Source organism: Shinella agrisoli (genome assembly GCF_046557955.1).
GTDB lineage: Bacteria > Pseudomonadota > Alphaproteobacteria > Rhizobiales > Rhizobiaceae > Shinella.
Map to the genome: position 1 here is coordinate 196,893 of NZ_JBJIEP010000007.1, position 23,864 is coordinate 220,756.

Here is a 23,864-nt window from a genome sequence, read left to right on the forward strand (position 1 = left end):
ATAGGAGGGCGGCGGAACGCGGGGAAAACGGAGGCCGTATCGTAAAGCCCGTTGCACCACGCTGCGGTCTCAGCCCTGCGATCGGCCGCCACAAAGCGCCCGCGCGTTGAGCAGCCCCCAGCCATAGACGGCGTCCTTGCCCGGTTTTCCGATGTCCTCGGCGGATTTCATCAGTTCCGCCTCGACCTCGCGGGGGGAAAGGCCGGGCCTTGCGGCAAGGAGGATGGCAGCAGCGGCCGTCACGAAAGGGGCGGCAAAGGAGGTGCCGGTCTTCTGCCGGGCGCCGGAGATCGACGCCGCGGTCCAGACGTCGACGCCCGGCGCGGCGATGTCGATATGGTCGCCACGCACCGCCCGGCGGTAGGGCCTGCGCGCCTTGTCCACCGCCGTCACGGCGATCACGCCGTCATAGGCGGCCGGGTAGACCGGCCCGGCATTCGGACCATCGTTGCCGGCGGCGGCGACGAGGATCGTCCCGCGGCCGATGGCGGCGCTCACAGCGTGTTCCAGCACCGCGTTGGCCGGCCCCGTCAGGCTGAGGTTGATCACCCGGATGTCGCGCCCGGCCAGCAGATCGAGCGCCCGCACGAGGTCGTAGACATTGGCGACGTCGGCAGACTTGCGGAAGCGTCGGAAGGCGTCGACGGCGACGAGTTCCGAGCCCGGCAGCAGGCCCGGCACGCGGCTTTCCGGCGCGCCGACCAGGAGGGCGGCGACGGCCGTGCCGTGCTGCTCGCCGGACTTCGCCCCCTCCCCGCCGCCGAGATCCAGGACCTCCAGCCGGGCATCCGCCAGAACGGAATGATCGGCATTGATGGCGGTATCGACGAGGCCGATGCGCTGCGGCTTGAGGCAGGCGGCACCGCTCTCCTCGCCGGCCATCGGCCAGCCGACCATGTGGCGCACCAGGGCGCAGCCCTCCCCGGCACAGGCCGGTTTCCTCTCGGCCTGCGGCTGGTAGAAATGGTTGAAATCCACCGTCGCCGCAGCGCTGCGGGCCGCGACGGCCGCCCGCGCCGTCTCGAGCGTCATGCCCTGCGGAACGATCAGGCGGACCATCTCACCCCCGACGAGCGCGACCTCGATACGGTCGTCGACGACGAAACCGTCCTGCACCAGCCCGGCGATGGCGTTCTTGTCGAGGCCGGTCGCCACGATCTCGTTCTCTGCATATGCCGGCACCGCGACCGCCCGGCGTGCCGGCGCCCGGCGCGCCTTGCCGGACGGCCAGCGGAAGATCGAGCGCAGGGCGCGCCGCACGTCGCCGCTGCCGCCGAACGAACGCCCCTCGTAGCCGCCGCGGCGCGTACCGCCGCTGCCGCCACCGTCGTCGTCCCCGCCGTCGTCATCGTCATCCGCCAGCGCGGCGGAGACGCCCGGAGCAAAGCCACCCTGCGCGGGAGGCAAGGCAATGACCGCAGCGAGGACCATGGCGAGGAAAAGCGAAAGCTGCGCGGGTTTTCGTGCAAGGCGGTTCGGCATGGTCCGTCTCCCATGGCGGCTCGCGTCCTGCCGGGACCGCCTTCAGTTGATGGTATCCCGGACATACGTTCGACTCGACAGGTTATTCCACCTCATGCCAAAGAAATCACATGACGAACGACATGCCGACGGTGCCGGAACGGCTGGTGGCCTTCCTGCCGAACCTCAGACGCTTTGCGATCTCGCTCTGCCGTTCGCGGGAACTGGCCGACGACCTGGTGCAGGCGGCCTGCGAGCGCGCCATCCTCGCAGCGGACAGCTTCGCACCGGACAGCCGGTTCGACGCGTGGATGTTCCGCATCCTGCGCAACCTGTGGATCGACCACCTCCGGCGCCGGAGGACGGCCGGCCCGCACGACGACCTCGATGCGGCGCGCGACGTTTCCGTGCCTTCCGGCGAGGCCGCCGCCCATGCCCGCATGGATCTCGCCGACGTCACCGCCGCCCTCCACAGGCTGCCGGAAGAGCAGCGCGAAGTGCTGGTGCTGGTCTGCGTCGAGGAGCTCAGCTATCGCGATGCGGCCGACGTGCTCTCGATCCCCATCGGCACCGTGATGAGCCGGCTTGCCCGCGCGCGGAAGAATCTGATGGACCTGACGGGAATAACCTTCGGCGAAAGACGTTCGTCCGACAGGAAAGGCGGCGTTCCATGAACAAACGGGATTTCGACGACGAGATATTGATGGCCTATGCGGACGGCGAGCTGGACGAGGCGCGGAGCCTCGCCCTGGAAGAGGCGCTTGCCGGCGACGAGGCCCTTGCCGAACGGCTCGCCGTCTTCCTCGACAGCCGCCGCCTCGTGGCCGGCGCGCTGAAGCCGCTGATCGACGAGCCCGTGCCGGAAGCGCTCCTTGCCTCCGTGCGGCGCATGGCGGAAGCGGCGGCGGCCAAGCCGGAGGACACCGTGATCGCCTTTCGCCCGAAGCCGCGGCAGCAGGAGGCCGCAGCGCGGCGCTGGCTCATGCCCGTGGCGGCAAGCCTCGTCGCGGTCGTCTCCGGCCTCGCCGGCTTCTCGATCGGCCGCTTGGGGCCGGCCGCGGAGGATTCCGGCGCCGAGATCGCCGCTGCCCTCAACCGCGAGGCTTCCGGCCGGGACGTGGCGCTCGGCACGGCCGGCACCGTGCTGCATGTCGTCGCCACCTTCCGCGACGCGAACGGCGACCTATGCCGCGAATACGCCCTGAAGCAGCCGGCCGGCAGCACGCTCACCATCGCCTGCCGCCAGGACGGCGCCTGGACGACGCGGCTTGCGCTGACGGCGCCGCAGGCCGAAGGCTACGTGCCGGCCTCATCGCAGGAAACGGTGGATGCCTATCTCGCCTCCATCCAGGCCGGCGCTCCGCTCTCCGCCGAGGAAGAGCGCAAGGCGCTCGCTCCATAGTGAGCGCCCCCCGCAACCCGCTCAGTGCGAATCCTTCGGCACGGCGTTGCCGCGCGCACCGCGCAGGAAATCGAAATCGGCACCGGTATCGGCGCCGGTGACATGGTCGTGGTAGAGCATGCCGTAACCGCTGGCCGGCCGCTCGACCGGGCTTTTCCAGCCGGCAAGGCGCCGTTCGATCTCGCCCTCCGGCACGTCGAGATGGAGGCGCCGGTTCGGCACGTCGAGCTCGATGAAATCGCCGTCGCGCACGATGGCGAGCGGCCCGCCGGCAGCGGCTTCCGGGCTGGTGTGCAGGACGACGGTGCCATAGGCGGTGCCGGACATGCGCGCGTCGGAAATGCGCACCATATCGGTGATCCCCTTCTTCAGCACCTTGGGCGGCAGGCCCATGTTGCCCACCTCGGCCATGCCGGGATAGCCGCGCGGACCACAGTTCTTCAGCACCATCACGCAGGTTTCGTCGATGTCGAGATCGGGATCGTTGATCTTGCGCTTGTAGTCGTCGATGTCCTCGAAAACGACGGCCCGGCCGCGGTGCACCATCAGCGCGGGCGTGGCGGCGGACGGCTTCAGCACGGCACCCCTCGGCGCAAGGTTGCCCTTCAGCACGGCGATGCCGCCTTGCTGCGCGAGGGCCTTTTTGGTCGGCAGGATGACATCCTCGTTCCAGTTGGTGACGTCCTTGACCTCGTCCCAGATCTTCTCGCCGGAAACGGTCAGCGCGTTCTTGTGAAGGAGGCCCGCCTCGCCGAGGCGCTTCAGCACCACCGGAAGGCCGCCGGCATAGAAGAACTCCTCCATGAGGTATTTGCCGGAGGGCATCAGGTTGACGATGGTGGGAACGTCGCGGCCGAGACGGTCCCAGTCGTCGAGCGTCAGATCGACGCCGACGCGCCCGGCGAGCGCCAGCAGATGCACCACCGCATTGGTGGAGCCGCCGATGGCGCCGTTGGTGCGGATGGCGTTCTCGAAGGCCTCGCGGGTGAGGATATCGGAGGGCTTCAGGTCGTCCTTGACCATCTGGACGATCCGCCGGCCGGTGAGCTGCGCCATGACGCGGCGGCGGCTGTCGACGGCGGGGATCGCGGCATTGCCGGAGAGCGCCATGCCGAGGGCCTCGGCCATGGAGGCCATCGTCGAGGCCGTGCCCATCGTGTTGCAGGTGCCCGACGAGCGGCTCATCGCCTGCTCGGCCTCCAGGAAATCCTCCTTGCTCATCGTGCCGGCCTTGATCGCCTCCGACATCTGCCAGAGCGCCGTGCCCGAACCGACCCGCTCGCCGCGGAACCAGCCGTTCAGCATCGGCCCGCCGGTGACGACGATCGAAGGGATGTCGGTGGAGGCCGCGCCCATCAGCAGCGAGGGCGTGGTCTTGTCGCAGCCGACCAAGAGCACCGCGCCGTCGATCGGCTGCGCGCGCATCGTCTCCTCGACCGCGAGCGCGGCGAGGTTGCGGTACATCATGGCCGTCGGCCGGTAGGTGTTTTCCGAGGCGGAGAAGACCGGAACCTCCAGCGGGAAGCCGCCCGCCTCCCAGACGCCGGCCTTCACCTTTTCCGCCAGTTCGCGCAGGTGGCCGTTGCAGGGGGTCAGGTCCGACCAGGTGTTGAGGATGCCGATCACCGGGCGTCCGTCGAACAGGTCGTGCGGGTAACCCTGATTCTTCAGCCAGCCGCGGTGATAGATGTTGTCGCGCGAGGTGCCGCCGTACCACTCCTGCGAACGCAGTTTGCGCGGCCAGGCGGAGGGTTTGAATGTCATTGTGTGCCTTGCTTTCCGTTCTGCGGGCGATGAGATGCCTGCGCCTGCGCGCAAATCGCCATCCTCCCTGTTCCCTACAGGGAACGCGGAAGTCACATAACAGTCAAATCATCAATCGATATCGTTGCATATCAATTGCGTCATGGTAATGCCGCCGCTAGACTGGCCGCCGATGAAAGCGCACTTCCTCAAGCTCAACCAGCTCCGGTTCATCGACGCCCTGAAGCGGAAGGGCAGACTCAGCCTCGCCGCCGAGGAGATGAACATCTCCCAGCCGGCGGCCTCGCGCACGCTGGCCGAGATCGAGGCGCTGGTGGGCCAGCAGATCTGCACGCGCAACGCGCACGGCTTCGTCTTCAACGAATTCGGCGACGTGCTGGCGGCCCGCGCGAGCCGCGTCGTCGCGGAGGTGGAGAATATCGGCCGCGACATCCGCGAGGTGGCGGACGGCCTGCGCGGCCGGGTCCGGATCGGCGCGGTGACGGCGGCGGCCATCGCCTATGTGCTGCCGGCCTCGGTCGAGCTGCGCGCGCAGGCGCCGAATGCCCAGCTCCAGGTGGACGTGGAGCCCAGCCTGACGCTGATGCAGCGCATGCGGGCGGGCGAATACGATTTCGTGCTGGCGCGGCTGAGTGCGACCGACGAGCCGGCCGCCTACGACGTGCGCCCGATCGGCGAGGAGGTGCTGAGCTTCACCGTGCGGGAGAACCATCCGCTCGCCGGACACACCCGGCTCAGGTTCCGCGACCTTTCACCCTATGACTGGATCATCCAGCCCGCCGGCTCGCCGATCTGGTCGACGGTGGTCGACGCGTTCCGGACCGAGGGCGCGGATTTTCCCGAGCGGGTGACCTATTCGGCCTCGGCGCTGCTGACGCTGGCAACGGTCGCGCGGACCGACGCCATCGCGCCCTTCGCGCGCGAGGTCGCCGGCCTGCTGATGGCCGGGGACCTCGGCACGCGCATCGTCACGCTCGACATGGCCCGCCCGGCAAGCGTGCCGGCCTACAACCTCATCCTCGACAAGGGCGCGCTGCTCTCTCCGCTGGCGCAGCGCTTCCTGTCGCTGATCGAGGCGCAGATTCCCCGCGCCGCCCGCTGAGCCGCCGCGCCTGCTTCCGCCGGAAATTCAGGGATGGTGCAGGGTGCTCATGCCGCTGTCGACCGTCCGGCAGGCCGCGGTCTTCTGCCTTGCCGGGAAGATCGAAGGCGTCCACGGGATGCGTCACCGGCTCCGCACCTAATCCGGCGCGTCGAACACCGGCCCGCCGGGGCTGAAATTGAACGTCTCCAGGCGGATGCCGCCGGTCTTGTCCGCAAGCACGGTAACGCTTGCCGGCCCGACGGGAATGATCCGCCTTGGCGGCAGGTCCAGCAAGCTGTCGAGCAGGGCGCGTATGACCCCGCCATGGCAGACGACGAGCAGTTTCTCCCTCGCAGCGCCGATCGCCTCCGCAAGCCCGTTCGTCACGCGTTCGCGGAATTCATGCCAGCTCTCCCCGCCGGCGGGCGCGAAGGTGCCGGCGCGCCAGCCGAGATAGGCATCCTGGTCTTCCGCCAGCAGGTCGGCGATGGCGCGCCCCGTCCAGTCGCCGACCTCGATCTCGCGGAAGGCCGGGGAAAGCGCCGCATGCGGATAACCGAGAAGCGCCGCCGTATGCCGGGCGCGCAAGAGGTCGGACGTGACGACATGGTCGGGGCGCATCGTCTCGATCGTGCCGCGCAAGGCGATTGCCTGCGCCTCGCCCCGAGCCGACAGGGCAATGTCGGCCTGCCCCTGCAGGCGCCGCACCGAATTCCATTCGCTTTCGCCGTGGCGCACCAGGATGATCCGCTTCATTGCTGGCGCCTCCCCTCCGGCGTGAAGAACATGGCCGGCTCCGGCGGCAGGCGGAAATGCACCTCGTCTCCCAGCGACAAGGCAGGCAGGCTGTCGACGATCGCGGTGATGCGCAGGTCCCCGCGAATTCCCGTCACCATGAAGCGTCCCGCTATGGGGCTTGCCTCCGCATAGTCGAGCGTCAGCGTCCGGCCGGAAGGGCCTTCGGCGAGCGTCAGCTCTTCGGGCCGGAACAGGGCCGACCCGTTGCGCGTCCCGAGCGCCGCATCCGCGAGGCGCCCGCAGTATGCGCCATTCACCACGGGCACCAGATTGGCCGGCGGCGTGCCGACGAAGGTCGCCACGAAAGCGGTCTCGGGACGGGCCACCAGCTCGGACGGGCTGCCGAACTGCTCGATGCGCCCGCCGTTCATGACGGCGACATGGGTCGCCATGGTCATGGCCTCGACCTGATCGTGCGTCACATAGACCGACGTGGCGCCGGTCGCGCGATGCACCCGCAGCAGCTCGGTCCGCATTTCGACGCGCAGCTTGGCGTCGAGGTTCGACAGAGGCTCGTCGAAGAGGAGGATGCCCGGCTGCGGCGCGATCATGCGGGCGATCGCCACGCGCTGCTGCTGTCCGCCGGAGATCTCGTTCGGATAGCGGTGCGCGAGCTGGCCGATGCCGAGCAGGTCCAGCACCTCGCCGACGCGTTCCCGGCGCCGGGCCTTGTCGAGGCCCGCCACCTTGAGCGGCCAGTCGATGTTGCCGGCGACCGTCATGTGCGGCCAGAGCGCGTAGGACTGGAAGACGAGGCCGGCATCCCGCCTGGAGGGCTCGATGACCCAGCCGCGCCCGCCGTCGGAAACAGTGTTTCCGCCGAAGGCGATCGTGCCGGAGGTCGGCGCCTCGAGCCCGGCGAGCATGCGCAGCATAGTGGACTTGCCGCACCCGGACGGCCCGACGAGCACGAGGAACGCGCCCTTCGGAACGGAGAGGCTGACGTCCTGCACGGCCTGGAAGCCGCCGAACTGCTTATGGAGGGAGTCGATCTGTATCATGATTGCAACCACGGCTGTGTCTTGGTCTGCAGGCGATTGGCGAGGAGCGTCGCCGCGACCGAAATGACGAGCACGACGACGGTGATGGCATTGGCGAACTGCGTGAAACCGTCCGACGCATAACGATAGGCGAGGACGGACAGCAGCGGCATGGTCGGCGTGAAGAGAAGCACGACCAGCGACAGGTCGCGCACGATCTTCACGAAGACGATGAGCGCGCCCGCCGACAGGCCGCGTATGGCGAGCGGCACGGTGATCGCAAAGAGGCGGCGCAGGAATCCGGCTCCCGTCATCCGCGCGCTCTCGTCAAGGTCGCCCGACACCTGCTGGATCACCGCGCGCCCCGTCTGGACTGCGAAGGGCACGAGATAGGCCGTGGCGGCGATGACCAGCAGCGCGAAGGTCCCGTAGAGCGCAGGAAAAGGACCGACCGGGGCACCGAGCAGCGCGATATAGGCGGCCCCGAAGGCGATGCCCGGCACGAGGAGCGGCAGGAAGCTCAACTGGTTGATGACGGCCGACAGGAAGCCGGAACGGAAACGGGCCAGCACGAACGCCACCACGAGGCCGACGAGCGAGGCGGTGAAGGCGACGGCCGCCCCGAGGCCGACCGTCACGCCGGTGGCCGACAGGATGAGCGGGTTGTTCCAGATGCCGGCCTGGCCGCGCGCGACCGCCGGGTCGGAATCGCCGATCCAGTAGTGCAGCGACCAGCCGGAAAAGAGCGCCGAGGACGACGGCGCCAGGCTGGAGGCGATGAGGATGACGACGGGAACGACGGTGGTGAGGATGCAGATCGTCACGGCCGCGAGAAAGAGCGGCGTCCGGGCGCTGCCCAGCGCGAAGCGCTTCGCACGGCCGCCCTTGCCGGTGATCGTGGCATAGGACCTGCGCCCGGAGATGACCCGGTTGCCGGCCCACAGGAAAAGCGCCGACACGAGGATGAGCAGGATCGCAAGCACGTAGCCGCGCTCCGTCTGGCCGATCTCGATCATGCCGTAGAGGCGGGTGGCAAGCGTCTGCATGCGGACCGGCAGGCCCAGCAAGGCGGGCGCGGCGAAGTTCGAGACGGCCCCCGCGAATGTCAGGGAGGCGCCGGCGACGAGCGCGGGCAGCGCCACGGGCAGGACGATGCCGAGGAAGATGCGGCGGCGTCCGGCGCCGGTCATCTGGGCGGCCTCGACGAGGTCGGAGTTCACCGTGGCGAGGGCCGCGGCGATCACCGTGAAGGCCAGCGAATAGTAATGGGCGATAAGAACCACCAGCGTCGGGACCATGCCCCAGGCCAGCCAGTCGGGCACGGAAAAGCCGAGCCCTTCGAGAAAGCCGATCTGCCCGCCGACGCGGGCATTGCGGAAGAGCGATCCCCATGCAAGCGCCGTCGCAAAGCTCGGGATCATGAAGGGCAATGTGGCGAGAAGCCCGATCGTGCGCCGGAACGGCACGTCCGTCATCACCACGAGCCAGGCGAGGAACCCGCCTATGAGCACGCAGCCGGTTGCGACCCCGACGCCAAGGATCATCGTGTTGGCGAGCGGCAGCCAGAACAGGTTGCGCGAAAGATTGCTGGCGAGCACATCCGACCAGGCGGACACGGCACCGGGCGCAAGCGTGGCGCCGAAGACCTTCAGGAGCGGCGCGGCGATCAGCATCGCAAGAAGCGCCAGCACGGCGAGCTTCAGCCCGAGGCCGGGAGCGAGCAACGCGCCGTGGAACGAGCGGTTTCGAGAAAGGGCAGACATGAGGACATCCGATGGCCGGTGACGCGCCGCGGCCGGGCGGCCGCAGCGCGTCATGCGGATCATTGCAGCTGGAGAATGAGGTCGCCGACGGACTTGCGGATCCTGGCCGTCGCAGCCGGATCCACCCGCCAGGCCTTGAAGTCCGCCAGCGGGATCGCATCCGGATGGCCCTTTATGTCGCTGCGCGTCGCCCAGTCGCCCGCCACGTAGAACGGCGCGTAGCCCGGTCCGCCGGTCTCGCTGTCGTCTCCCATGAGGAAGTCGACGACAAGGCGGGCTGCCGCCGGGTTCTTCGTGTCGGCCGTAAGCGCCAAGAGGGCCGGGAATACGATCCCGTTGGACGGGACGATATCGTTGACGACCTGCAAGGCCCAGCCTTCGTCCTCGTTGTCGCGCCGGTCCGAATAGCTGGTGAAGCCGACGGGCGGGTTCTCCTGCCCGATCTTGCCGATGGCCGCGTTGACGTCGTCCGTCGAGGCGAGCAGCACCAGATCGTTCTCGAAAAGGTCGACGATGAACTGGTGCCCGGCGGTTTCCACGCCGTCGTCCAGCGCGATCGGCTTGCCGAAGCGCGCCTCGTAGGCCTTGGCCATCTCGTCCGACTGCAGGACGAACTCCGTCATCAGGTCCAGGTAGTCGCCCCGCTGCAGCGGGTCGACCATCAGCACCTTGCCTTTCCAGTCGGGCGTCGTGAGGTCCCAGAGGTTCTTGACCGGAGCACCGTCGGGATAGGCGGCCTCGTTGTACATCAGCACCTTGGTGGAAAGCCGCTGGGCCAGAAGAGGCGATTTGAACGCCGCGTCGAGCTTGTCGGCCACGCGCGGCGGCACGTAGTTTTCAAGCAGGCCCGTCTCCAGGAGCTCGCCCAGCACGACGGGCGCATCGGACACATAGACGACGTCGGCATTGGGAATGCCGGCCGCCGCTTCCGTGCGCAGCCGGGTGATCATCTCGGTCGACGACATGTCGAAGCCGATCAGGTCGATGCCCGGATAGGCTTCCTCGAATGCCTTCTCCACCCGCGCGATGCGGCTGGTGAAGGAGTAGACCGTAACCTTGCCCTCCTTCTGCGCCAGGGGCAGCAGCGCTTCCGGCGAGAGCGTATCGACGTCCTGCGCCATGGCCGGCGCGGATAGCGCCGTCAGAACGGCGCCAATGAGCAACATGTGTTTCACGTGTCTTCCTCCCTGAGTGACGGTGGGTTGCACCACCGCATTTGCATTGCATTTTGCAACACTATGATGACGCGCAAGTTATCTTGCAAAATTTGAGCGCGCCAAAAGCCCGGCCGGGCCCTCCCCCGACAAGGCTCAACGTCCCTCCAGCTCTCCGATCAGCTCTCCCAATTGCTCCAGATTGCTCAAGGAGCGGACCTCGTCGGACTGTGCCATGCTCAGAATGAGGCCGTTGCATATGGCCATGGGGACCGTCAACGTCTGGAACGCATCGCTTCCGCCGGCGCGGGGCGCCGCGAGCAGGTGGTCGGCCTTCGGCGTCAGCGAAGGGCCCACGGTTCCCGACACGACGACACTCACCGCACCCACCTTGCGCGCCCGCTCTATCAACGGCGCGTAAGGACGAGGCTGGCGGCGGAAGGCGAAGGCGAGGAGCGCGTCACCCGGTCCCATGGTCAGGATCTGCTCCGCGATGTCGCGGCTGTCGCCGGTTACAAGCATGGTCTCGAAGGCCATGCGGCGCAGGCGCCGGTTCATCAGAACCGCCAGCGTTTCCGCATTGCCGCGCGCAAAGATGAAGATGCGCCGGCGATCGCTCAGCGCTGCCGCCGCTGCGGCGAGGCGCTCCTCGCCGACATAGCTCGGCAGCCGCGTCAAAGCCTCGATTTCCTGCTGGACGAGCATTTCCAGCATGCCGTGCCCGCGCGACGTCTCCAGCGTGCGGCGCACCCGCAATGCCGGATCGGTCTTGACGATGAACTCTTCGCGGATCGCGTCCCGGAAACCGGCATAGGTATCGAAGCCGAGCTTGCGGGCCAGCCGGGACGCCGTCGCCTCGTGCACGCCGGTCCGTCGCGCAAGTTCGCCCGCCGTGCCCAATGCAACGTCACGCGGCTTGGCGATGATCTCCTTCACGAGACGGCGCTCGGCCGGCGTCAGCGTCTCCGCAATGGTTTGCACCCGCTCCGCAATCAGCATGATCTCTTCTCCTCCTCCGGAGAGTCATACATGATGCGTGTAAACTTGCAACATCATTATTTATTGCAAAGTTTCTTGCAGAACAGCATGCAGGCCCCGCGTTTCGATTCCTAGCCCATCCGCTCCGAAGCATAGCTTCCCGGGCTCGGCGGGAATACCACCGTACGGTTGCCGTTGAGGAAAACGCGGTGGTGGATATGGGCATGGATCGCCCGGGCGAGCACCTGTGCTTCGACATCGCGGCCGAGCGAAACGTAGTCGTCGGCCGACTGGGCATGGGTGACGCGCACCGTGTCCTGCTCGATGATCGGGCCCTCGTCGAGGTCCTCCGTCACATAATGGGCCGTCGCGCCGATCAGCTTCACGCCTCGCCGATGGGCCTGCTTGTAAGGGTTCGCACCCTTGAAGCTCGGCAGGAAGGAATGATGGATGTTGATGATCCGCCCCGACATGCGCTCGCACATCCTGTCGGAGAGCACCTGCATGTAGCGCGCAAGCACGACGAGCTCGCAGCCGCCCGCCTCGACGATATCCATGATCCGGGCTTCCGCCTGCGGCTTGTTCTCCCGGGTCACCGGAATGTGGTAAAAGGGGATGTCGTGGTTGACCACCACTTTCTGGTAGTCGAAGTGGTTGGAGACGACGCCGACGATGTCGATGGGCAAGGCGCCGATCTTCCAGCGGTAGAGCAGGTCGTTGAGGCAGTGGCCGAAGCGCGAGACCATCAGCAGCACCTTCATCCGGCGGGACTGATCGTGAAGCCCGGTTTCCATGGAGAACCTTTCCGCGATCGGCTTCAACCCCTCGGCAAGCGCTCCGGCCGTCGTCCCTTCTTCCGATAGGAAGGAGATACGCATAAAGAAGCGGCCGGATTCAAGGTCGTCGAACTGCGAACTGTCGACGATGTTGCAGCCCATCTGCGCCAGGAAGCCGGAAACGGCGGCGACGATTCCCCGTGTGGATTTGCAGGTCACGGTCAGCACAAAGGTCGTCATCCTCGATCCTTCTGTCTTCGATGCGGAAAGGCCCCCGCGTCCGGCGGACACGAGGAACGGGCCGCGGGAAGCGGCGGGGAGGTCAGATGTCGAGCGTGGTCTGGCGCTCCCACTCGGTGAACTGCGCGCAATAGGCATTCCACTCGCCGGTCTTGAGCTTGACGTAGGCGGCGGAGAACTCCGTTCCGAGCGCGGCCCGCAGTTCCTCGTCTTCCTCGTATGCGCGCAGCGCGTCGAGCAGGTTGAGCGGCAGTTTCGGCGCATCCGTCACCGTATGGCCGTCACGGTACATGTCGATGTCGTGGTGCCGGCCGGGATCGGCCTTGCTGCGGATGCCCGACAGGCCGGCGGCGATGATGATCGCCTGCAAGAGGTAGGGATTGACCGCTCCGTCCGGCAGGCGGAGCTCGAACCGGCCGGGACCCGGCACGCGCACCATGTGCGTCCGGTTGTTGCCGGTCCACGTGACGGTGTTCGGCGCCCAGGTGGCGCCCGAAACGGTGCGCGGCGCGTTGATGCGCTTGTAGGAATTCACCGTCGGGTTGGTGATGGCGGCAAGGGCCGACGCGTGCTTCATGATGCCGCCGAGGAAGTTGCGGCCCCTCTCCGACAGGCCGAAGGGCATCGACCTGTCGGAAAAGACATTGGTCCTGCCCTCGGCATCCCAGACCGAGATGTGCGCATGGCAGCCGTTTCCTGTCAGCCCCTTGAAGGGCTTGGGCATGAAGGTGGCGCGCAGGCCATGCTTCTCGGCCACCGACTTGACCATGAACTTGAAGAAGGAGTGCTTGTCTGCGGTCTTCAGCGCGTCGTCGTACTCCCAGTTCATCTCGAACTGGCCGTTCGCGTCCTCGTGGTCGTTCTGATAGGGCTTCCAGCCGAGCGCCAGCATGCAGTCGCAGATCTCTGCGATCACGTCGTAGCGGCGAAGCAGGGCCTGCTGGTCGTAGCAGGGCTTTTCGGCGGTATCGAAGGAGTCGGAGATCACGGACCCGTCCGGCGCGATCAGGAAGAATTCCGGCTCCACGCCGGTCTTCACGCGAAGTCCTTCCCTCGCGGCCTCTGCAACCAGCTTCTTCAGCACGACGCGCGGCGCCTGGTCGACGGGCTTGTCGTCCATCGCGCAGTCGGCGGCGACCCAGGCGACATCCTTCTTCCACGGCAGCTGGATCACGGATGCCGCGTCCGGAATGGCGAAGAGATCGGGATGGGCGGGCGTCAGGTCGAGCCAGGTGGCGAAGCCCGCAAAACCGGCGCCGTCCTTCTGCATGTCGGCGATCGCTTCGGCCGGGACCAGCTTGGCGCGCTGCCCGCCGAACAGATCCGTATAGCTGATCATGAAGTACTTGATGCCGTTCTCCGCGGCATAGTTCGAGAGATCCAGTGTCACGTCGTTCCCCTTTTTTGGATTTTGACACTCAAGAGATTTCAAGCCGGACCGCATCCTCCCAAACGCGGCCCGCCCGGCATGCCGATCTCAGAAACCTCCCTTGCCCGGATACCAGCCGGTGCCCGCCAGGGGCACCTGCGCCATGGCGGCGGCCTCCATCGTCAGCGCGCAGAGGTCCTCCGGCTCCAGGTTGTGGAGATGGTTCTTGCCGCAGGCACGCGCGATCGTCTGGGCCTCCAGCGTCATGACCTTGAGGTAGTTTGCGAGGCGGCGGCCGGCGGCGACCGGATCGAGGCGCGTCATCAGCTCCGGGTCCTGCGTGGTGATCCCCGCCGGATCCTTGCCTTCGTGCCAGTCGTCATAGGCTCCGGCCGTCGTGCCGAGCTTGCGGTAGTCCTCCTCCCAGCGCGGGTCGTTGTCGCCGATGGCGACGAGGGCCGCCGTGCCGATCGCCACGGCGTCCGCGCCGAGCGCCAGCGCCTTGGCGACGTCCGCCCCCGAACGGATGCCGCCGGAGACGATCAGCTGGACCTTGCGGTGCATGCCGAGCTCCTGCAGGGCCTGCACCGCGGGGCGGATGCAGGCGAGCGTCGGCATGCCGACATGCTCGATGAAGACGTCCTGCGTCGCGGCCGTGCCGCCCTGCATGCCGTCGAGCACGACGACGTCGGCGCCGGCCTTCACCGCGAGCGCCGTGTCGTAATAGGGACGCGCGCCGCCGACCTTGACGTAGATCGGCTTCTCCCAGTCGGTGATCTCGCGCAGTTCCAGAATCTTGATCTCCAGGTCGTCCGGGCCCGTCCAGTCGGGGTGCCGGCAGGCGGAACGCTGGTCGATGCCCTTGGGAAGCGTGCGCATCTCCGCCACGCGGTCGGAAATCTTCTGGCCCAGCAGCATGCCGCCGCCGCCGGGCTTGGCGCCCTGCCCGACCACCACCTCGATCGCGTCGGCCCGCCGCAGGTCCTTCGGGTTCATGCCGTAGCGCGACGGCAGATACTGGTAGACGAGCGTCCGGGAGTGGCCGCGCTCCTCGTCCGTCATGCCGCCGTCGCCGGTCGTCGTCGAGGTGCCGGCGATGGTCGCGCCGCGGCCGAGCGCTTCCTTGGCATTGCGCGAAAGCGCGCCGAAGCTCATGCCGGCGATGGTGATCGGGGTCTTCAGCGTGATCGGCTTCTTCGCAAAACGCGTACCCAGCGTGACGGTGGTATCGCACTTCTCGCGATAGCCTTCGAGCGGATAGCGCGAAATGGAGGCGCCGAGGAACAGGAGGTCGTCGAAATGCGGGACCCTGCGCTTCGTTCCGGCGCCGCGGATGTCGTAGATCCCGGTGGCGGCGGCGCGGCGGATCTCCGCGAGCGTGTAGTCGTCGAAGGTCGTGGACTTGCGCGGGGGCGTATGGGGGTTGTGATAGGTCATGGTGATCCCTCGCCTCAGTACGCGTCGGCGTTGTCGATGTTGAAATTGTAGAGCTTGCGGGCGGAGCCGTAGCGCCTGAACTCCTCCGGCCGGACGCCCGTGACGCCCGCCCGGCCCAGGAGCTCGGCGAGCTTTTCCAGGTGCTCCGGCCGCATCTCCTTCTCGATGCAGTCCGCGCCGAGGCTCCTGACCTCGCCGCGCACGAAGAGCTTGGCCTCGTAGAGGGAATCGCCCAGCGCGTCGCCCGCATTGCCGAGCACGACGAGATGGCCGGACTGGCCCATGAAGGCCGACATATGGCCAATATTGCCGTGCACGACGATGTCGATGCCCTTCATCGAAATGCCGCACCGCGAGGCGGCGTTGCCCTTGATGACGAGCAGGCCGCCGCGGCCGGTGGCGCCGGCATACTGGCTGGCATCGCCCTCGATGACGACGGTGCCCGACATCATGTTCTCGGCGACGCCCGGGCCGGCCGAGCCGCGCACGGTGATGGTGGCGCCGTCGTTCATGCCCGCGCAGTAGTAGCCGACGCTGCCGCGGACCTCGACGTTGACGGGCCGGTCGATGCCGACGGCGACCGCATGGCTGCCGCGCGGGTTGACGACTTCGAACGTCGTGTCGTTCGCGCCGGCGGGCAGGTCGTGCAGCGCGCTGTTGAGTGCGCGGAGCGGCGTGTTGGAAAGGTCGAAGGTGGGCATGGTCTCAGGCGGCCTTTTCGTGATCCCAGAAGTAGACGGTGGCGGGCTCCGGCTCCCAGACCCGGGCATTCTCGATGCCGGGAAGGTCGACCAGCGCCCGGTATTCGGAGCCGAAGGCGATGTACCGGTCCGTCTCGGCCATGACCGCGGGTTTGCAGGCGATCGGATCGCGCACCACGCCGAACCCGGATTTCGTGCCGACGACGAAGGTGAAGAAGCCGTCGAGATCGTCCAGCGCGCTGGCAAGCGCCTCGCCGAGGTCCTTGCCCTTGGCCATTTCGGCCGTGAGATAGGCGGCGGCGACCTCCGAGTCGTTCTGCGTTTCGAAGGCCATGCCTTCGCGAACCAGCGCGCGGCGGAGATTGTTGTGGTTCGACAGCGAGCCGTTGTGGACGAGGCACTGGTCCGCGCCCGTCGAGAAGGGATGGGCGCCAAGCGTCGTCACGGCCGATTCCGTCGCCATGCGCGTGTGGCCGATGCCGTGCGTGCCGCCCATCTTGCGGATGCCGAAGCGCGCGACGACATCCTTCGGAAGCCCCACCTCCTTGTAGATCTCGACGCTGTCGCCCGATCCCATGATCCGGACGTCCGGCCGCTCCGCCTTCAGGAGTTTCCGCACATCCGCAGCCTTTCCGGCATCCGCTTCGATTACCGCATGGGTGCTTTTCAGCGCGACGGAGACGCTTGCATCGACAGGCCCGAGGATTGCCTCAAGGTCCGCGAAGTCCGTCTCCGGCCGGGCCGACTGGATGGTGATCTTCGTCCGGCCGCCGGACGGCGTGCCATAGATCGCGATGCCGGCCGAGTCCGGTCCCCGGTCGGTCATCGTGATCAGCATGTCGGAGAGCAGCGTGCCGAGCTGCGGCTCCAGGCTTCGGTCTTTCAGGAACAGTCCAACGATGCCGCACATGACGGATGCCTCCATTCGTTTTCCGAACGAAGGGCTACCATGCAGAGAGGATCGGATCAACTAAAAAGAATAAAAGTTTCCTATAAAGAAAATAATGCCGCTCCGCAAGGCATACTGTCGAAATTTTGTGCAGGATCGATTCCGACCTGCACAAAAAATAGATGGCCCTGTCAGGCTGCGGCACCGGCAGAGGTCAAAGGATGACGCATGCGTTTGCGGGAAGGACGCGGGTCAGCCCCCTGCGGCCTTGTTCGGATAGGAGATTATGGAGAGGTACCGGCACGGCAGCTGGACGAGCTGCTCCGGCCCATGGGGCGCATCGGCGTCGAAGAAGAGGCTGTCGCCCGGCTCCATGTGATAGAGCTGATCGCCGTGACGATACACGACCTGTCCCTCGAGCATGTACAGGAACTCCATGCCGTCGTGCTGGAACGTCGGAAACACGTCGGATTCCATCGTCAGGGTGATCAGGTAGGGTTCGACCGAGACGCCGGTGGCGTTGTTGTCGACATGCCCGAGCAGGCTGTATTGATGGCCGGCGCGCGTGCCTCTCCGCTCGATGTTCAGCCCCTGTCCGGACTTCACGAAGGTGGCGGTGTGCGGCTCCTCGTAACCGCGGAAGAAGGCGGTGATCGGCACCCCGAGCGCCTTCGACAGCGCCTGGAGCGTGGTCAACGATGCGGAGATGTTGCCGTTTTCGATCTTCGAAAGCATGCCGACCGACATGCCTGTGGCGACGGCGAGGTCACTGACCGTGATGCCGAGCTTCTTGCGGAAAGCGCGGACCTCATGGCCGATCGCCATTTCCAGATTGTTCTCGCGCGGCTCGCGGATCGCATGCGGGTTCTGGGACAGCGCGGCGGGCGACTTTCCGGCCTTTCCACCATTGCTCGCCATTGGCCACCTTTCTTCATGACGGAGTGACCTTCCTTACAGGAAAACCTGCATCACTCGGAGGAAATTTTCGCCCGGAACAGGCGCGGCGTCTCCCCGAAGCGCGCCTTGAAGGCACGAGAGAAATGTCCGGCGCTGGAAAAGCCGGTGGCAAAGCCGATCTCCGCGACCGACAGCGGACTCTGCTCCAGGAGCCGGCGCGCATGGTCCAGCCGGATATTGCGGTAGGTTTCGAGGAACCCCGTCCTGTAGTTCTCGGCAAACAGCCGGTCGAGATGGCGGATGCCGACGCCGGCAAGCTTTGCCATTTCAGCGCGGCCGAGCGGCTGCTCGATCGTCGCCTCCATCTTTTCCAGTACGGTCAGCAGCGCCGGATGATATGTCCCGAAGCGCTCGGGCGCCGAGGCGCGCTGCGGTGCGCTGGGCTCGGCCACCGCCGTGTGCAGATACCAGTCGCTCACCCGGCGGGCGAAATGCGTGCCCATGCGCTCGGCGATCATCGCGTGCATCATGTCGAGAGGGGCTATGCCGCCCGCGCAGGTCACCCTGTCCCCGTCGATGATGTAGCGCGCCTGGCGGGGCGAAAGGTGCGGAAATGCCTCCTTCAGCACGCCGGCATGCTCCCAATGGATGGTGAAGTCGCGGTTGTTCAGCAGCCCCGCCATGGCCAGCACATAGGCCCCGCTGGAAATGCCGCCGATGCGCACGCCCTGCCGGGCGAGCCGCCGCAAGGTGGCATGGGCCGCTTCGGCCGCGATCCAGTCCCTCGGCTCCCCGCCGGCGCAGACGAAGATCGTATGGCAGTGTTGGCCTGCCGCCGACAGGCCGGCGCAGGCGACGGAAAGGCCCGACGAACTGGCGACCGCCTCGCCGCCGGCGGACAGCGGGACGGCCTCGTAGAGATCGATGCCGGCGATCAGGTTCGCGGCCCGCAACGGCTCGACCGCCGAGGCATAGGACATCAAGGCGAAGTTCGGCACCAGCAGGAAGCCGATTTTTTGCACGGTTCTTGTCTCGGCGATCTGCATGGCCCGTTTTTACATCGAAACAGCCTGTTCATGCAATCGCGTCACCGGCTGCCGATTTACGCTGCGCCGACATCCACAAGGTCCGCCTCATGCGCTACTCCGCTTTCTCGATCTTCCTGAACGGCCTGAGGGGCAATCGGTCCTGGGGTGCCGCCTGGCGCGAACCGCAACCAAAGCCGCACTACGACGTCGTCATCGTCGGTGGCGGGGGCCACGGGCTGGCGACCGCCTATTACCTCGCCAGGACATTCGGCATCACCAATGTCGCGGTTCTGGAAAAGGGCTATATCGGCTCCGGCAATGTCGGCCGCAACACGACGATCATCCGCTCCAACTACCTGCTCGAAGGCAACAATCCCTTCTACGAGCTGTCCATGAAACTCTGGGAGGGGCTGGAGCAGGACTTCAACTTCAACGCCATGGTCTCCCAGCGCGGCGTCCTGAACCTCTATCATTCCGATGCGCAGCGCGACGCCTATACGCGGCGCGGCAATGCGATGCGCCTGCATGGCGTCGATGCCGAACTGCTCGATCGCACGGCGGTGAGGGCGATGCTGCCCTTTCTCGATTTCGACAATGCCCGCTTTCCCATCCGGGGCGGCCTCCTCCAGCGCCGCGGCGGCACGGTGCGCCACGACGGCGTCGCCTGGGGTTATGCGCGCGGCGCAGACAGCCGCGGCGTCGACATCATCCAGAATTGCGAAGTGACCGGCATCCGCCGGCAGAACGGCCGCGTCCTGGGGGTCGAAACCAGCAGGGGCTTCATCGGCTGCGGCAAGCTTGCCCTGGCGGCGGCCGGAAACTCCTCGCGCGTCGCGGAAATGGCGGGCATGAAGCTGCCGATCGAGAGCCATGTCCTCCAGGCCTTCGTCTCGGAAGGCCTGAAGCCTTTCATCGATTGCGTCGTCACCTTCGGCGCCGGCCATTTCTACGTGTCCCAGTCGGACAAGGGCGGCCTGGTCTTCGGCGGCGACATCGACGGCTACAACTCCTATGCCCAGCGCGGCAACCTGGCGACGGTCGAGCACGTCGCGGAGGCCGGCAAGGCAATGATCCCGGCGCTCTCGCGCATCCGCGTCCTGCGCGCCTGGGGCGGCATCATGGACATGTCGATGGACGGATCGCCGATCATCGACAAGACGCCGACCGACAATCTCTACCTGAACGCCGGCTGGTGCTACGGCGGGTTCAAGGCGACCCCTGCCTCCGGCTTCTGCTTTGCCCACCTCATCGCGCGGGACGCGCCCCATCCGACCACGCGGCAGATGCGGCTCGACCGGTTCGAGCGCGGCTATCTGCTCGATGAAAAGGGCCAGGGCGCCCAGCCGAACCTCCACTGATCCGCCGGACCAAAAAGACACCGAAATGGCCAGCCTCGTCGCCTGCCCGCATTGCGGCTCAAGACCAAGGGAAGAATTCACCGTCAAGGGCGCGGCGCTGCCCCGCCCGGCACCGGACGCCCCGCAGGAGATCTGGTTCGACCATGTCTATCTGCGCGAGAACCCTCGCGGGACCTATCGGGAATACTGGCACCATACCTCCGGCTGCCGCCGCTGGCTCGTCGTGACGCGCGATACAGCAAGCCACCAGGTTTTCAGAACCCGCGATGCCGCCGATCGCCGCGAGGAGGCAACCCCATGACGCCCTACCGGCTTTCCGCCGGCGGCCTGGTCGACCGGACCCGGCTCCTTTCGTTCTCCTTCGACGGCCGGCGCATGACCGGCTTTAAGGGCGACAGCCTTGCTTCCGCACTCCTGGCCAACGGCCGGCTGCTTGTCGGCCGGAGCTTCAAGTATCACCGCCCGCGCGGCATCCTGACCGCCGGCGCGGCCGAACCCAATGCGCTGGTGACGATCGGCAGCGGCGGCCGAACCGAGCCGAACACCCGCGCCACGATGCAGGAATTGTACCAGGGGCTCGAGGCGCGCAGCCAGAACCGCTGGCCGTCGCTCGCCTTCGACATCGGCGCGCTGAACGGCCTTCTGTCGCCCTTCCTCGGCGCCGGGTTCTACTACAAGACCTTCATGTGGCCGGCGCCCTTCTGGGAGAAGATCTACGAGCCCTTCATCCGCCGGGCGGCCGGCCTCGGAAGAGCGACGCACGAGGCCGATCCCGACGGCTACGACAAGCGCTGGGCCCATTGCGACCTGCTGGTCATCGGCGCCGGCCCGGCGGGGCTTGCCGCGGCGCTGACGGCCGCCCGCGCCGGGGCGCGCGTCGTCATAGCGGACGAGCATCCGATCGCGGGGGGCACGCTGCTTTCCGAGACCGTGACGATCGGCGGCGCAACGGCGGCGGCCTTCGCGGCGGATTGCGTGGCCGAGCTGCAATCCCTGTCGAACGTCACGCTTCTGACGCGCACAACCGTCTTCGGCTGGTACGACGGGAACGTCTTCGGCGCGGTCGAACGCGTGCAGAAGCACGTCGCGGAACCTGTGCCGTCCATCCCCGTCGAGCGCCTCTGGCGCATCGCCGCCAGGGGCGCCATCCTGGCGAGCGGCGCGGAGGAGCGACCGCTGGTCTTCGGCGGCAACGACATTCCCGGGGTGATGATGGCCGGCGCCATGCGCAGCTACCTCAACCGCCACGCCGTCGCGCCCGGCAGGACCACGGCGGTCTTCACCACCAATGACAGCGGCTATCGGCTGGCCCGAGACCTCGAAGCCAGCGGCGTCTCCGTCGCCGCCATCGTCGATCCGCGCGGGAACGGCGGCGCAGGTTATGCCGGAAAGGCGCGCATCGTCCGCAACGCGGTCGTCACCGACGCCCACGGCGGCAGGAGCCTTACCGCAGTCGACATCCGCGCCGGCAACCGCACGGAACGGCTGAAGGTCGATGCGCTCGCCATGTCCGGCGGCTTCAGCCCGGTCATCCATCTCGCCTGCCATCGCGGCGCCAGGCCCCTCTGGTCCGACGAGAAGGCGGCGTTCCTTCCGCCCACCGGGCTTGAAGGACTGGCCCCCGCCGGTGCGGCGGCCGGCCTCATCGACCTTGCCGCCTGCCTGAGCGACGGCGCACGGCAGGCTGCCGCCGTCGCGGCATCGCTCGGTTTTGCGGCGAGGCCCGCCGAATTCGGCGCGGTCGAGGGAGAGATGCCGTCCGCACCGTCCCGGACGCTCTGGTCCATCCCCGGCGCCAGGGGCAAGGCCTTCGTCGACTACCAGAACGACGTGCACCGCAACGACCTCGGCCTTGCCGTCAAGGAAGGCTACGGCCATGTCGAGCTTGCCAAGCGCTACACCACCAACGGCATGGCCACCGATCAGGGCAAGCTCTCCAATGTCAACGCCATCGGCCTTCTCGCCGAGGCCCGCGGCGTCTCCCCGGCCGAGGTCGGCGCCACGACCTTCCGGCCCTTCTACACGCCCGTCTCCTTCGGGGCCCTGTCGGGCACCCACCACGGCGCGCATTTCCAGCCGGTCCGCCGCTCGCCGCTGCACAGCTGGGCGGAACGCCACGGGTCCGTCTTCGTCGAGGCCGGCCTCTGGTACCGTTCCGCCTGGTTCCCGCGCGCCGGCGAGAAGGACTGGCGCGAAAGCGTCGATCGCGAGGTCCTCAACGTCCGCAGGAATGCCGGGCTGTGCGACGTCTCCATGCTCGGCAAGATCGAGATCTGCGGACCCGATGCCGCCGAATTCATCAACCGCGTCTATTGCAACGCCTTCCTGAAGCTGCCGGTCGGCAGGGCCCGCTACGGCCTTATGCTGCGCGAGGACGGCATGATCTTTGACGACGGCACGACGAGCCGGATCGCGGAGGACCGCTTCTTCATGACGACGACCACTGCCTATGCCGCAGGCGTCATGAACCATCTGGAGTTCTGCGCGCAGGCATTGTGGCCGGAGCTCGACGTGCGCCTGGCCTCCGTCACCGACCAATGGGCGCAGATGGCGATCGCCGGGCCGAAATCGCGAAAGATTCTGCAATCGATCGTGGACGAGGACATCGGCAACGACACCTTCCCCTATCTTGCGGCCCGCGAGGTTTCGCTGTTCGGCGGGGCGTTGCACGGAAGGCTGTTCTGCATCTCCTTCTCCGGCGAGCTCGCCTACGAGCTGGCCGTCCCTGCCGCCTATGGCGACGGCACCGCCGAAGCGTTGATGCAGGCGGGGCAGGCGGAGGGCCTGATGCCCTATGGCGTGGAGGCCTTGAGCGTCCTGCGCATCGAAAAAGGCCATGTCACCCACAACGAGATCAACGGCACGGTCGTCCCCGCCGACCTCGGCTTCGGGAAAATGGTCTCCGCGAGCAAGCCCGATTTCATCGGCAAGGCGATGCTGCAACGCGAGGGCCTCGCCGCGCCCGACCGCCCGCGCCTCGTCGGCGTCGTGCCGCTCGATCCCCAAAAATCCTTCCGCAGCGGAGCCCATATCCTGGAGAAGGACGCGGCCGCGACGCTCGAGAACGATCAGGGCTACGTCACGTCCAGCGCGTATTCCCCGCATGTCGGCTCGACGGTCGGGCTGGCGCTGGTCAGACGCGGCGACGAGCGCCACGGCGAGGAGGTCACCGTGTGGAACGGCCTCGGCGGCGAGTTCACCGCCGCCCGCCTCTGCGCTCCCGTCTTCCTCGACCCCGGCAACGAGAGGCTTCATGCTTGATCTCCGCCCCCTCCCCGCCCTTGCGAACCGCAAGCCCTTCGCCTCGCCGCGCATAGGGTTGTCGGCCCTTCCCGAAGGCACGGTCCTGCACGTGATCGCCGGACCGAAAGCACCCGATCAGACGGCCAGCCTCGAAAGGCTTGCGGCGGAGACCGGGCTCGCCTTGCGGGCGCTCCCGCCCGGCCAATGGCTGCTCGTCGGCGACCGACCCACCCCTCATGCGCAGGTGCGCCGCCTTCTCGCCGCGCTCGAGCCGCATGCAACCGGCATCGACCAGAGCCACGGCCGGGTGCGCATGCGGCTGGACGGCCCGATGGCCTCGACGGTGCTCTCCAAGGGCACGGCCGTCGATCTGCATCTCTCCGCGTTCCCGAAGAACCATACGGTGGCGACGCTGATCGGCCACGTCTCGGCGCATCTCACGCGGCACGACACGGACGTCTTCGAGATTGCGGCGCTGCGCAGCCTTGCCGGATCCCTGTGGGACGACCTTGCGGGAATGTGCGCGGAGTTCCTCTAGAGCG

At 67.1% G+C, this 23,864-nt stretch carries 21 protein-coding genes; 7 read left to right on the forward strand and 14 right to left on the reverse strand.

The genetic code is table 11. The features are described from left to right. Window positions 1–69 precede the first annotated feature (69 nt). Window positions 70–1,482, reverse strand: coding sequence for a S8 family serine peptidase (locus tag ACIIOY_RS09860; protein WP_411034476.1), 1,413 nt, complete (start codon window positions 1,480–1,482; stop codon window positions 70–72). A 110-nt stretch (window positions 1,483–1,592) separates the two neighbouring features. Between ACIIOY_RS09860 and ACIIOY_RS09865 the strand changes: the two genes are divergently transcribed. Together ACIIOY_RS09865 and ACIIOY_RS09870 are read left to right on the forward strand one after the other, a co-directional pair. Then, window positions 1,593–2,135 (forward strand): RNA polymerase sigma factor, encoded by a 543-nt coding sequence (locus ACIIOY_RS09865; RefSeq protein ID WP_411034477.1) that lies wholly within the window; start codon window positions 1,593–1,595, stop codon window positions 2,133–2,135. Further along, window positions 2,132–2,863, forward strand: coding sequence for an anti-sigma factor family protein (locus ACIIOY_RS09870; protein ID WP_411034478.1), 732 nt, complete (start codon window positions 2,132–2,134; stop codon window positions 2,861–2,863). Before ACIIOY_RS09865 ends, ACIIOY_RS09870 begins: the two co-directional genes overlap by 4 nt. Before the next feature lie 21 nt (window positions 2,864–2,884). Here the strand turns inward: ACIIOY_RS09870 and araD are convergent, their stop codons facing one another. After that, window positions 2,885–4,627 carry an L-arabinonate dehydratase gene (araD, locus tag ACIIOY_RS09875; protein ID WP_411034479.1) on the reverse strand — a complete coding sequence of 581 codons (1,743 nt, stop codon included), beginning with the start codon at window positions 4,625–4,627 and terminating at the stop codon, window positions 2,885–2,887. A gap of 172 nt (window positions 4,628–4,799) precedes the next feature. Here araD and ACIIOY_RS09880 point away from each other — a divergent pair, with 172 nt between their 5' ends. Continuing rightward, window positions 4,800–5,729, forward strand: coding sequence for a LysR family transcriptional regulator (locus ACIIOY_RS09880; protein WP_411034480.1), 930 nt, complete (start codon window positions 4,800–4,802; stop codon window positions 5,727–5,729). A 138-nt stretch (window positions 5,730–5,867) separates the two neighbouring features. Here ACIIOY_RS09880 and ACIIOY_RS09885 read toward each other — a convergent pair whose 3' ends face one another. The 12 genes from ACIIOY_RS09885 to ACIIOY_RS09940 form a co-directional block, all read right to left on the reverse strand. Further along, window positions 5,868–6,467: a histidine phosphatase family protein gene (locus tag ACIIOY_RS09885; RefSeq protein WP_411034481.1), complete on the reverse strand. Its 600-nt coding sequence runs from the start codon at window positions 6,465–6,467 to the stop codon at window positions 5,868–5,870. Next, the gene (locus tag ACIIOY_RS09890; protein WP_411034482.1) at window positions 6,464–7,510 is read right to left on the reverse strand and encodes an ABC transporter ATP-binding protein; all 1,047 of its coding nucleotides are present in this window, start codon (window positions 7,508–7,510) and stop codon (window positions 6,464–6,466) included. The genes ACIIOY_RS09885 and ACIIOY_RS09890 overlap by 4 nt, the downstream gene beginning before the upstream one ends. Further along, window positions 7,507–9,252: an ABC transporter permease gene (locus tag ACIIOY_RS09895; RefSeq protein ID WP_411034483.1), complete on the reverse strand. Its 1,746-nt coding sequence runs from the start codon at window positions 9,250–9,252 to the stop codon at window positions 7,507–7,509. Before ACIIOY_RS09895 ends, ACIIOY_RS09890 begins: the two co-directional genes overlap by 4 nt. A gap of 59 nt (window positions 9,253–9,311) precedes the next feature. Continuing rightward, complete coding sequence (locus ACIIOY_RS09900) at window positions 9,312–10,427, reverse strand: ABC transporter substrate-binding protein (protein WP_411034484.1); 1,116 nt, start codon at window positions 10,425–10,427, stop codon at window positions 9,312–9,314. Window positions 10,428–10,562: 135 nt separating this feature from the next. Continuing rightward, window positions 10,563–11,405: a MurR/RpiR family transcriptional regulator gene (locus ACIIOY_RS09905; RefSeq protein ID WP_411034485.1), complete on the reverse strand. Its 843-nt coding sequence runs from the start codon at window positions 11,403–11,405 to the stop codon at window positions 10,563–10,565. Between the two features lie 110 nt (window positions 11,406–11,515). Beyond that, window positions 11,516–12,400 carry a formyltetrahydrofolate deformylase gene (gene purU / locus ACIIOY_RS09910; protein ID WP_411034486.1) on the reverse strand — a complete coding sequence of 295 codons (885 nt, stop codon included), beginning with the start codon at window positions 12,398–12,400 and terminating at the stop codon, window positions 11,516–11,518. 82 nt (window positions 12,401–12,482) lie between these two features. Further along, window positions 12,483–13,790 (reverse strand): type III glutamate--ammonia ligase, encoded by a 1,308-nt coding sequence (gene glnT, locus ACIIOY_RS09915; protein WP_411034487.1) that lies wholly within the window; start codon window positions 13,788–13,790, stop codon window positions 12,483–12,485. A gap of 87 nt (window positions 13,791–13,877) precedes the next feature. Continuing rightward, complete coding sequence (locus ACIIOY_RS09920; protein ID WP_411034488.1) at window positions 13,878–15,206, reverse strand: FMN-binding glutamate synthase family protein; 1,329 nt, start codon at window positions 15,204–15,206, stop codon at window positions 13,878–13,880. Window positions 15,207–15,220: 14 nt separating this feature from the next. Then, window positions 15,221–15,907, reverse strand: coding sequence for a GltB/FmdC/FwdC-like GXGXG domain-containing protein (locus tag ACIIOY_RS09925; RefSeq protein WP_411034489.1), 687 nt, complete (start codon window positions 15,905–15,907; stop codon window positions 15,221–15,223). A gap of 4 nt (window positions 15,908–15,911) precedes the next feature. Beyond that, window positions 15,912–16,817: a class II glutamine amidotransferase gene (locus tag ACIIOY_RS09930; protein WP_411034535.1), complete on the reverse strand. Its 906-nt coding sequence runs from the start codon at window positions 16,815–16,817 to the stop codon at window positions 15,912–15,914. A gap of 231 nt (window positions 16,818–17,048) precedes the next feature. Continuing rightward, entirely contained in the window at window positions 17,049–17,714 is a 666-nt protein-coding gene (locus tag ACIIOY_RS09935; protein ID WP_411034490.1) for a helix-turn-helix domain-containing protein, read from the reverse strand. A gap of 50 nt (window positions 17,715–17,764) precedes the next feature. After that, on the reverse strand, window positions 17,765–18,739 hold the full coding sequence (locus tag ACIIOY_RS09940; protein ID WP_411034491.1) for a GlxA family transcriptional regulator: 975 nt from the start codon (window positions 18,737–18,739) through the stop codon (window positions 17,765–17,767). 89 nt (window positions 18,740–18,828) lie between these two features. Between ACIIOY_RS09940 and ACIIOY_RS09945 the strand changes: the two genes are divergently transcribed. Genes ACIIOY_RS09945 through ACIIOY_RS09960 form a run of 4 tightly spaced genes read left to right on the forward strand, consistent with a single transcriptional unit; the run spans window position 18,829 to window position 23,860 of the window. After that, a complete protein-coding gene (locus tag ACIIOY_RS09945) occupies window positions 18,829–20,079 on the forward strand; it encodes a sarcosine oxidase subunit beta family protein (protein WP_411034492.1) in 1,251 nt (416 codons plus the stop codon). A 25-nt stretch (window positions 20,080–20,104) separates the two neighbouring features. Then, on the forward strand, window positions 20,105–20,380 hold the full coding sequence (locus ACIIOY_RS09950) for a sarcosine oxidase subunit delta (RefSeq protein WP_411034493.1): 276 nt from the start codon (window positions 20,105–20,107) through the stop codon (window positions 20,378–20,380). Next, window positions 20,377–23,340 (forward strand): sarcosine oxidase subunit alpha family protein, encoded by a 2,964-nt coding sequence (locus ACIIOY_RS09955; protein WP_411034494.1) that lies wholly within the window; start codon window positions 20,377–20,379, stop codon window positions 23,338–23,340. Before ACIIOY_RS09950 ends, ACIIOY_RS09955 begins: the two co-directional genes overlap by 4 nt. Next, window positions 23,333–23,860: a sarcosine oxidase subunit gamma family protein gene (locus tag ACIIOY_RS09960; protein WP_411034495.1), complete on the forward strand. Its 528-nt coding sequence runs from the start codon at window positions 23,333–23,335 to the stop codon at window positions 23,858–23,860. Before ACIIOY_RS09955 ends, ACIIOY_RS09960 begins: the two co-directional genes overlap by 8 nt. The last annotated feature ends 4 nt before the right edge of the window (window positions 23,861–23,864 follow it).

Bases quoted from the DNA above. Each gene is read 5' to 3' on its own strand.
- ACIIOY_RS09860 (WP_411034476.1), bottom strand. From the start codon at position 1,482: ATGCCGAACCGCCTTGCACGAAAACCCGCGCAGCTTTCGCTTTTCCTC.
- ACIIOY_RS09865 (WP_411034477.1), top strand. From the start codon at position 1,593: ATGACGAACGACATGCCGACGGTGCCGGAACGGCTGGTGGCCTTCCTG.
- ACIIOY_RS09870 (WP_411034478.1), top strand. From the start codon at position 2,132: ATGAACAAACGGGATTTCGACGACGAGATATTGATGGCCTATGCGGAC.
- araD (WP_411034479.1), bottom strand. From the start codon at position 4,627: ATGACATTCAAACCCTCCGCCTGGCCGCGCAAACTGCGTTCGCAGGAG.
- ACIIOY_RS09880 (WP_411034480.1), top strand. From the start codon at position 4,800: ATGAAAGCGCACTTCCTCAAGCTCAACCAGCTCCGGTTCATCGACGCC.
- ACIIOY_RS09885 (WP_411034481.1), bottom strand. From the start codon at position 6,467: ATGAAGCGGATCATCCTGGTGCGCCACGGCGAAAGCGAATGGAATTCG.
- ACIIOY_RS09890 (WP_411034482.1), bottom strand. From the start codon at position 7,510: ATGATACAGATCGACTCCCTCCATAAGCAGTTCGGCGGCTTCCAGGCC.
- ACIIOY_RS09895 (WP_411034483.1), bottom strand. From the start codon at position 9,252: ATGTCTGCCCTTTCTCGAAACCGCTCGTTCCACGGCGCGTTGCTCGCT.
- ACIIOY_RS09905 (WP_411034485.1), bottom strand. From the start codon at position 11,405: ATGCTGATTGCGGAGCGGGTGCAAACCATTGCGGAGACGCTGACGCCG.
- purU (WP_411034486.1), bottom strand. From the start codon at position 12,400: ATGACGACCTTTGTGCTGACCGTGACCTGCAAATCCACACGGGGAATC.
- ACIIOY_RS09920 (WP_411034488.1), bottom strand. From the start codon at position 15,206: ATGACCTATCACAACCCCCATACGCCCCCGCGCAAGTCCACGACCTTC.
- ACIIOY_RS09925 (WP_411034489.1), bottom strand. From the start codon at position 15,907: ATGCCCACCTTCGACCTTTCCAACACGCCGCTCCGCGCACTCAACAGC.
- ACIIOY_RS09930 (WP_411034535.1), bottom strand. From the start codon at position 16,817: ATGTGCGGCATCGTTGGACTGTTCCTGAAAGACCGAAGCCTGGAGCCG.
- ACIIOY_RS09935 (WP_411034490.1), bottom strand. From the start codon at position 17,714: ATGGCGAGCAATGGTGGAAAGGCCGGAAAGTCGCCCGCCGCGCTGTCC.
- ACIIOY_RS09940 (WP_411034491.1), bottom strand. From the start codon at position 18,739: ATGCAGATCGCCGAGACAAGAACCGTGCAAAAAATCGGCTTCCTGCTG.
- ACIIOY_RS09945 (WP_411034492.1), top strand. From the start codon at position 18,829: ATGCGCTACTCCGCTTTCTCGATCTTCCTGAACGGCCTGAGGGGCAAT.
- ACIIOY_RS09950 (WP_411034493.1), top strand. From the start codon at position 20,105: ATGGCCAGCCTCGTCGCCTGCCCGCATTGCGGCTCAAGACCAAGGGAA.
- ACIIOY_RS09955 (WP_411034494.1), top strand. From the start codon at position 20,377: ATGACGCCCTACCGGCTTTCCGCCGGCGGCCTGGTCGACCGGACCCGG.
- ACIIOY_RS09960 (WP_411034495.1), top strand. From the start codon at position 23,333: ATGCTTGATCTCCGCCCCCTCCCCGCCCTTGCGAACCGCAAGCCCTTC.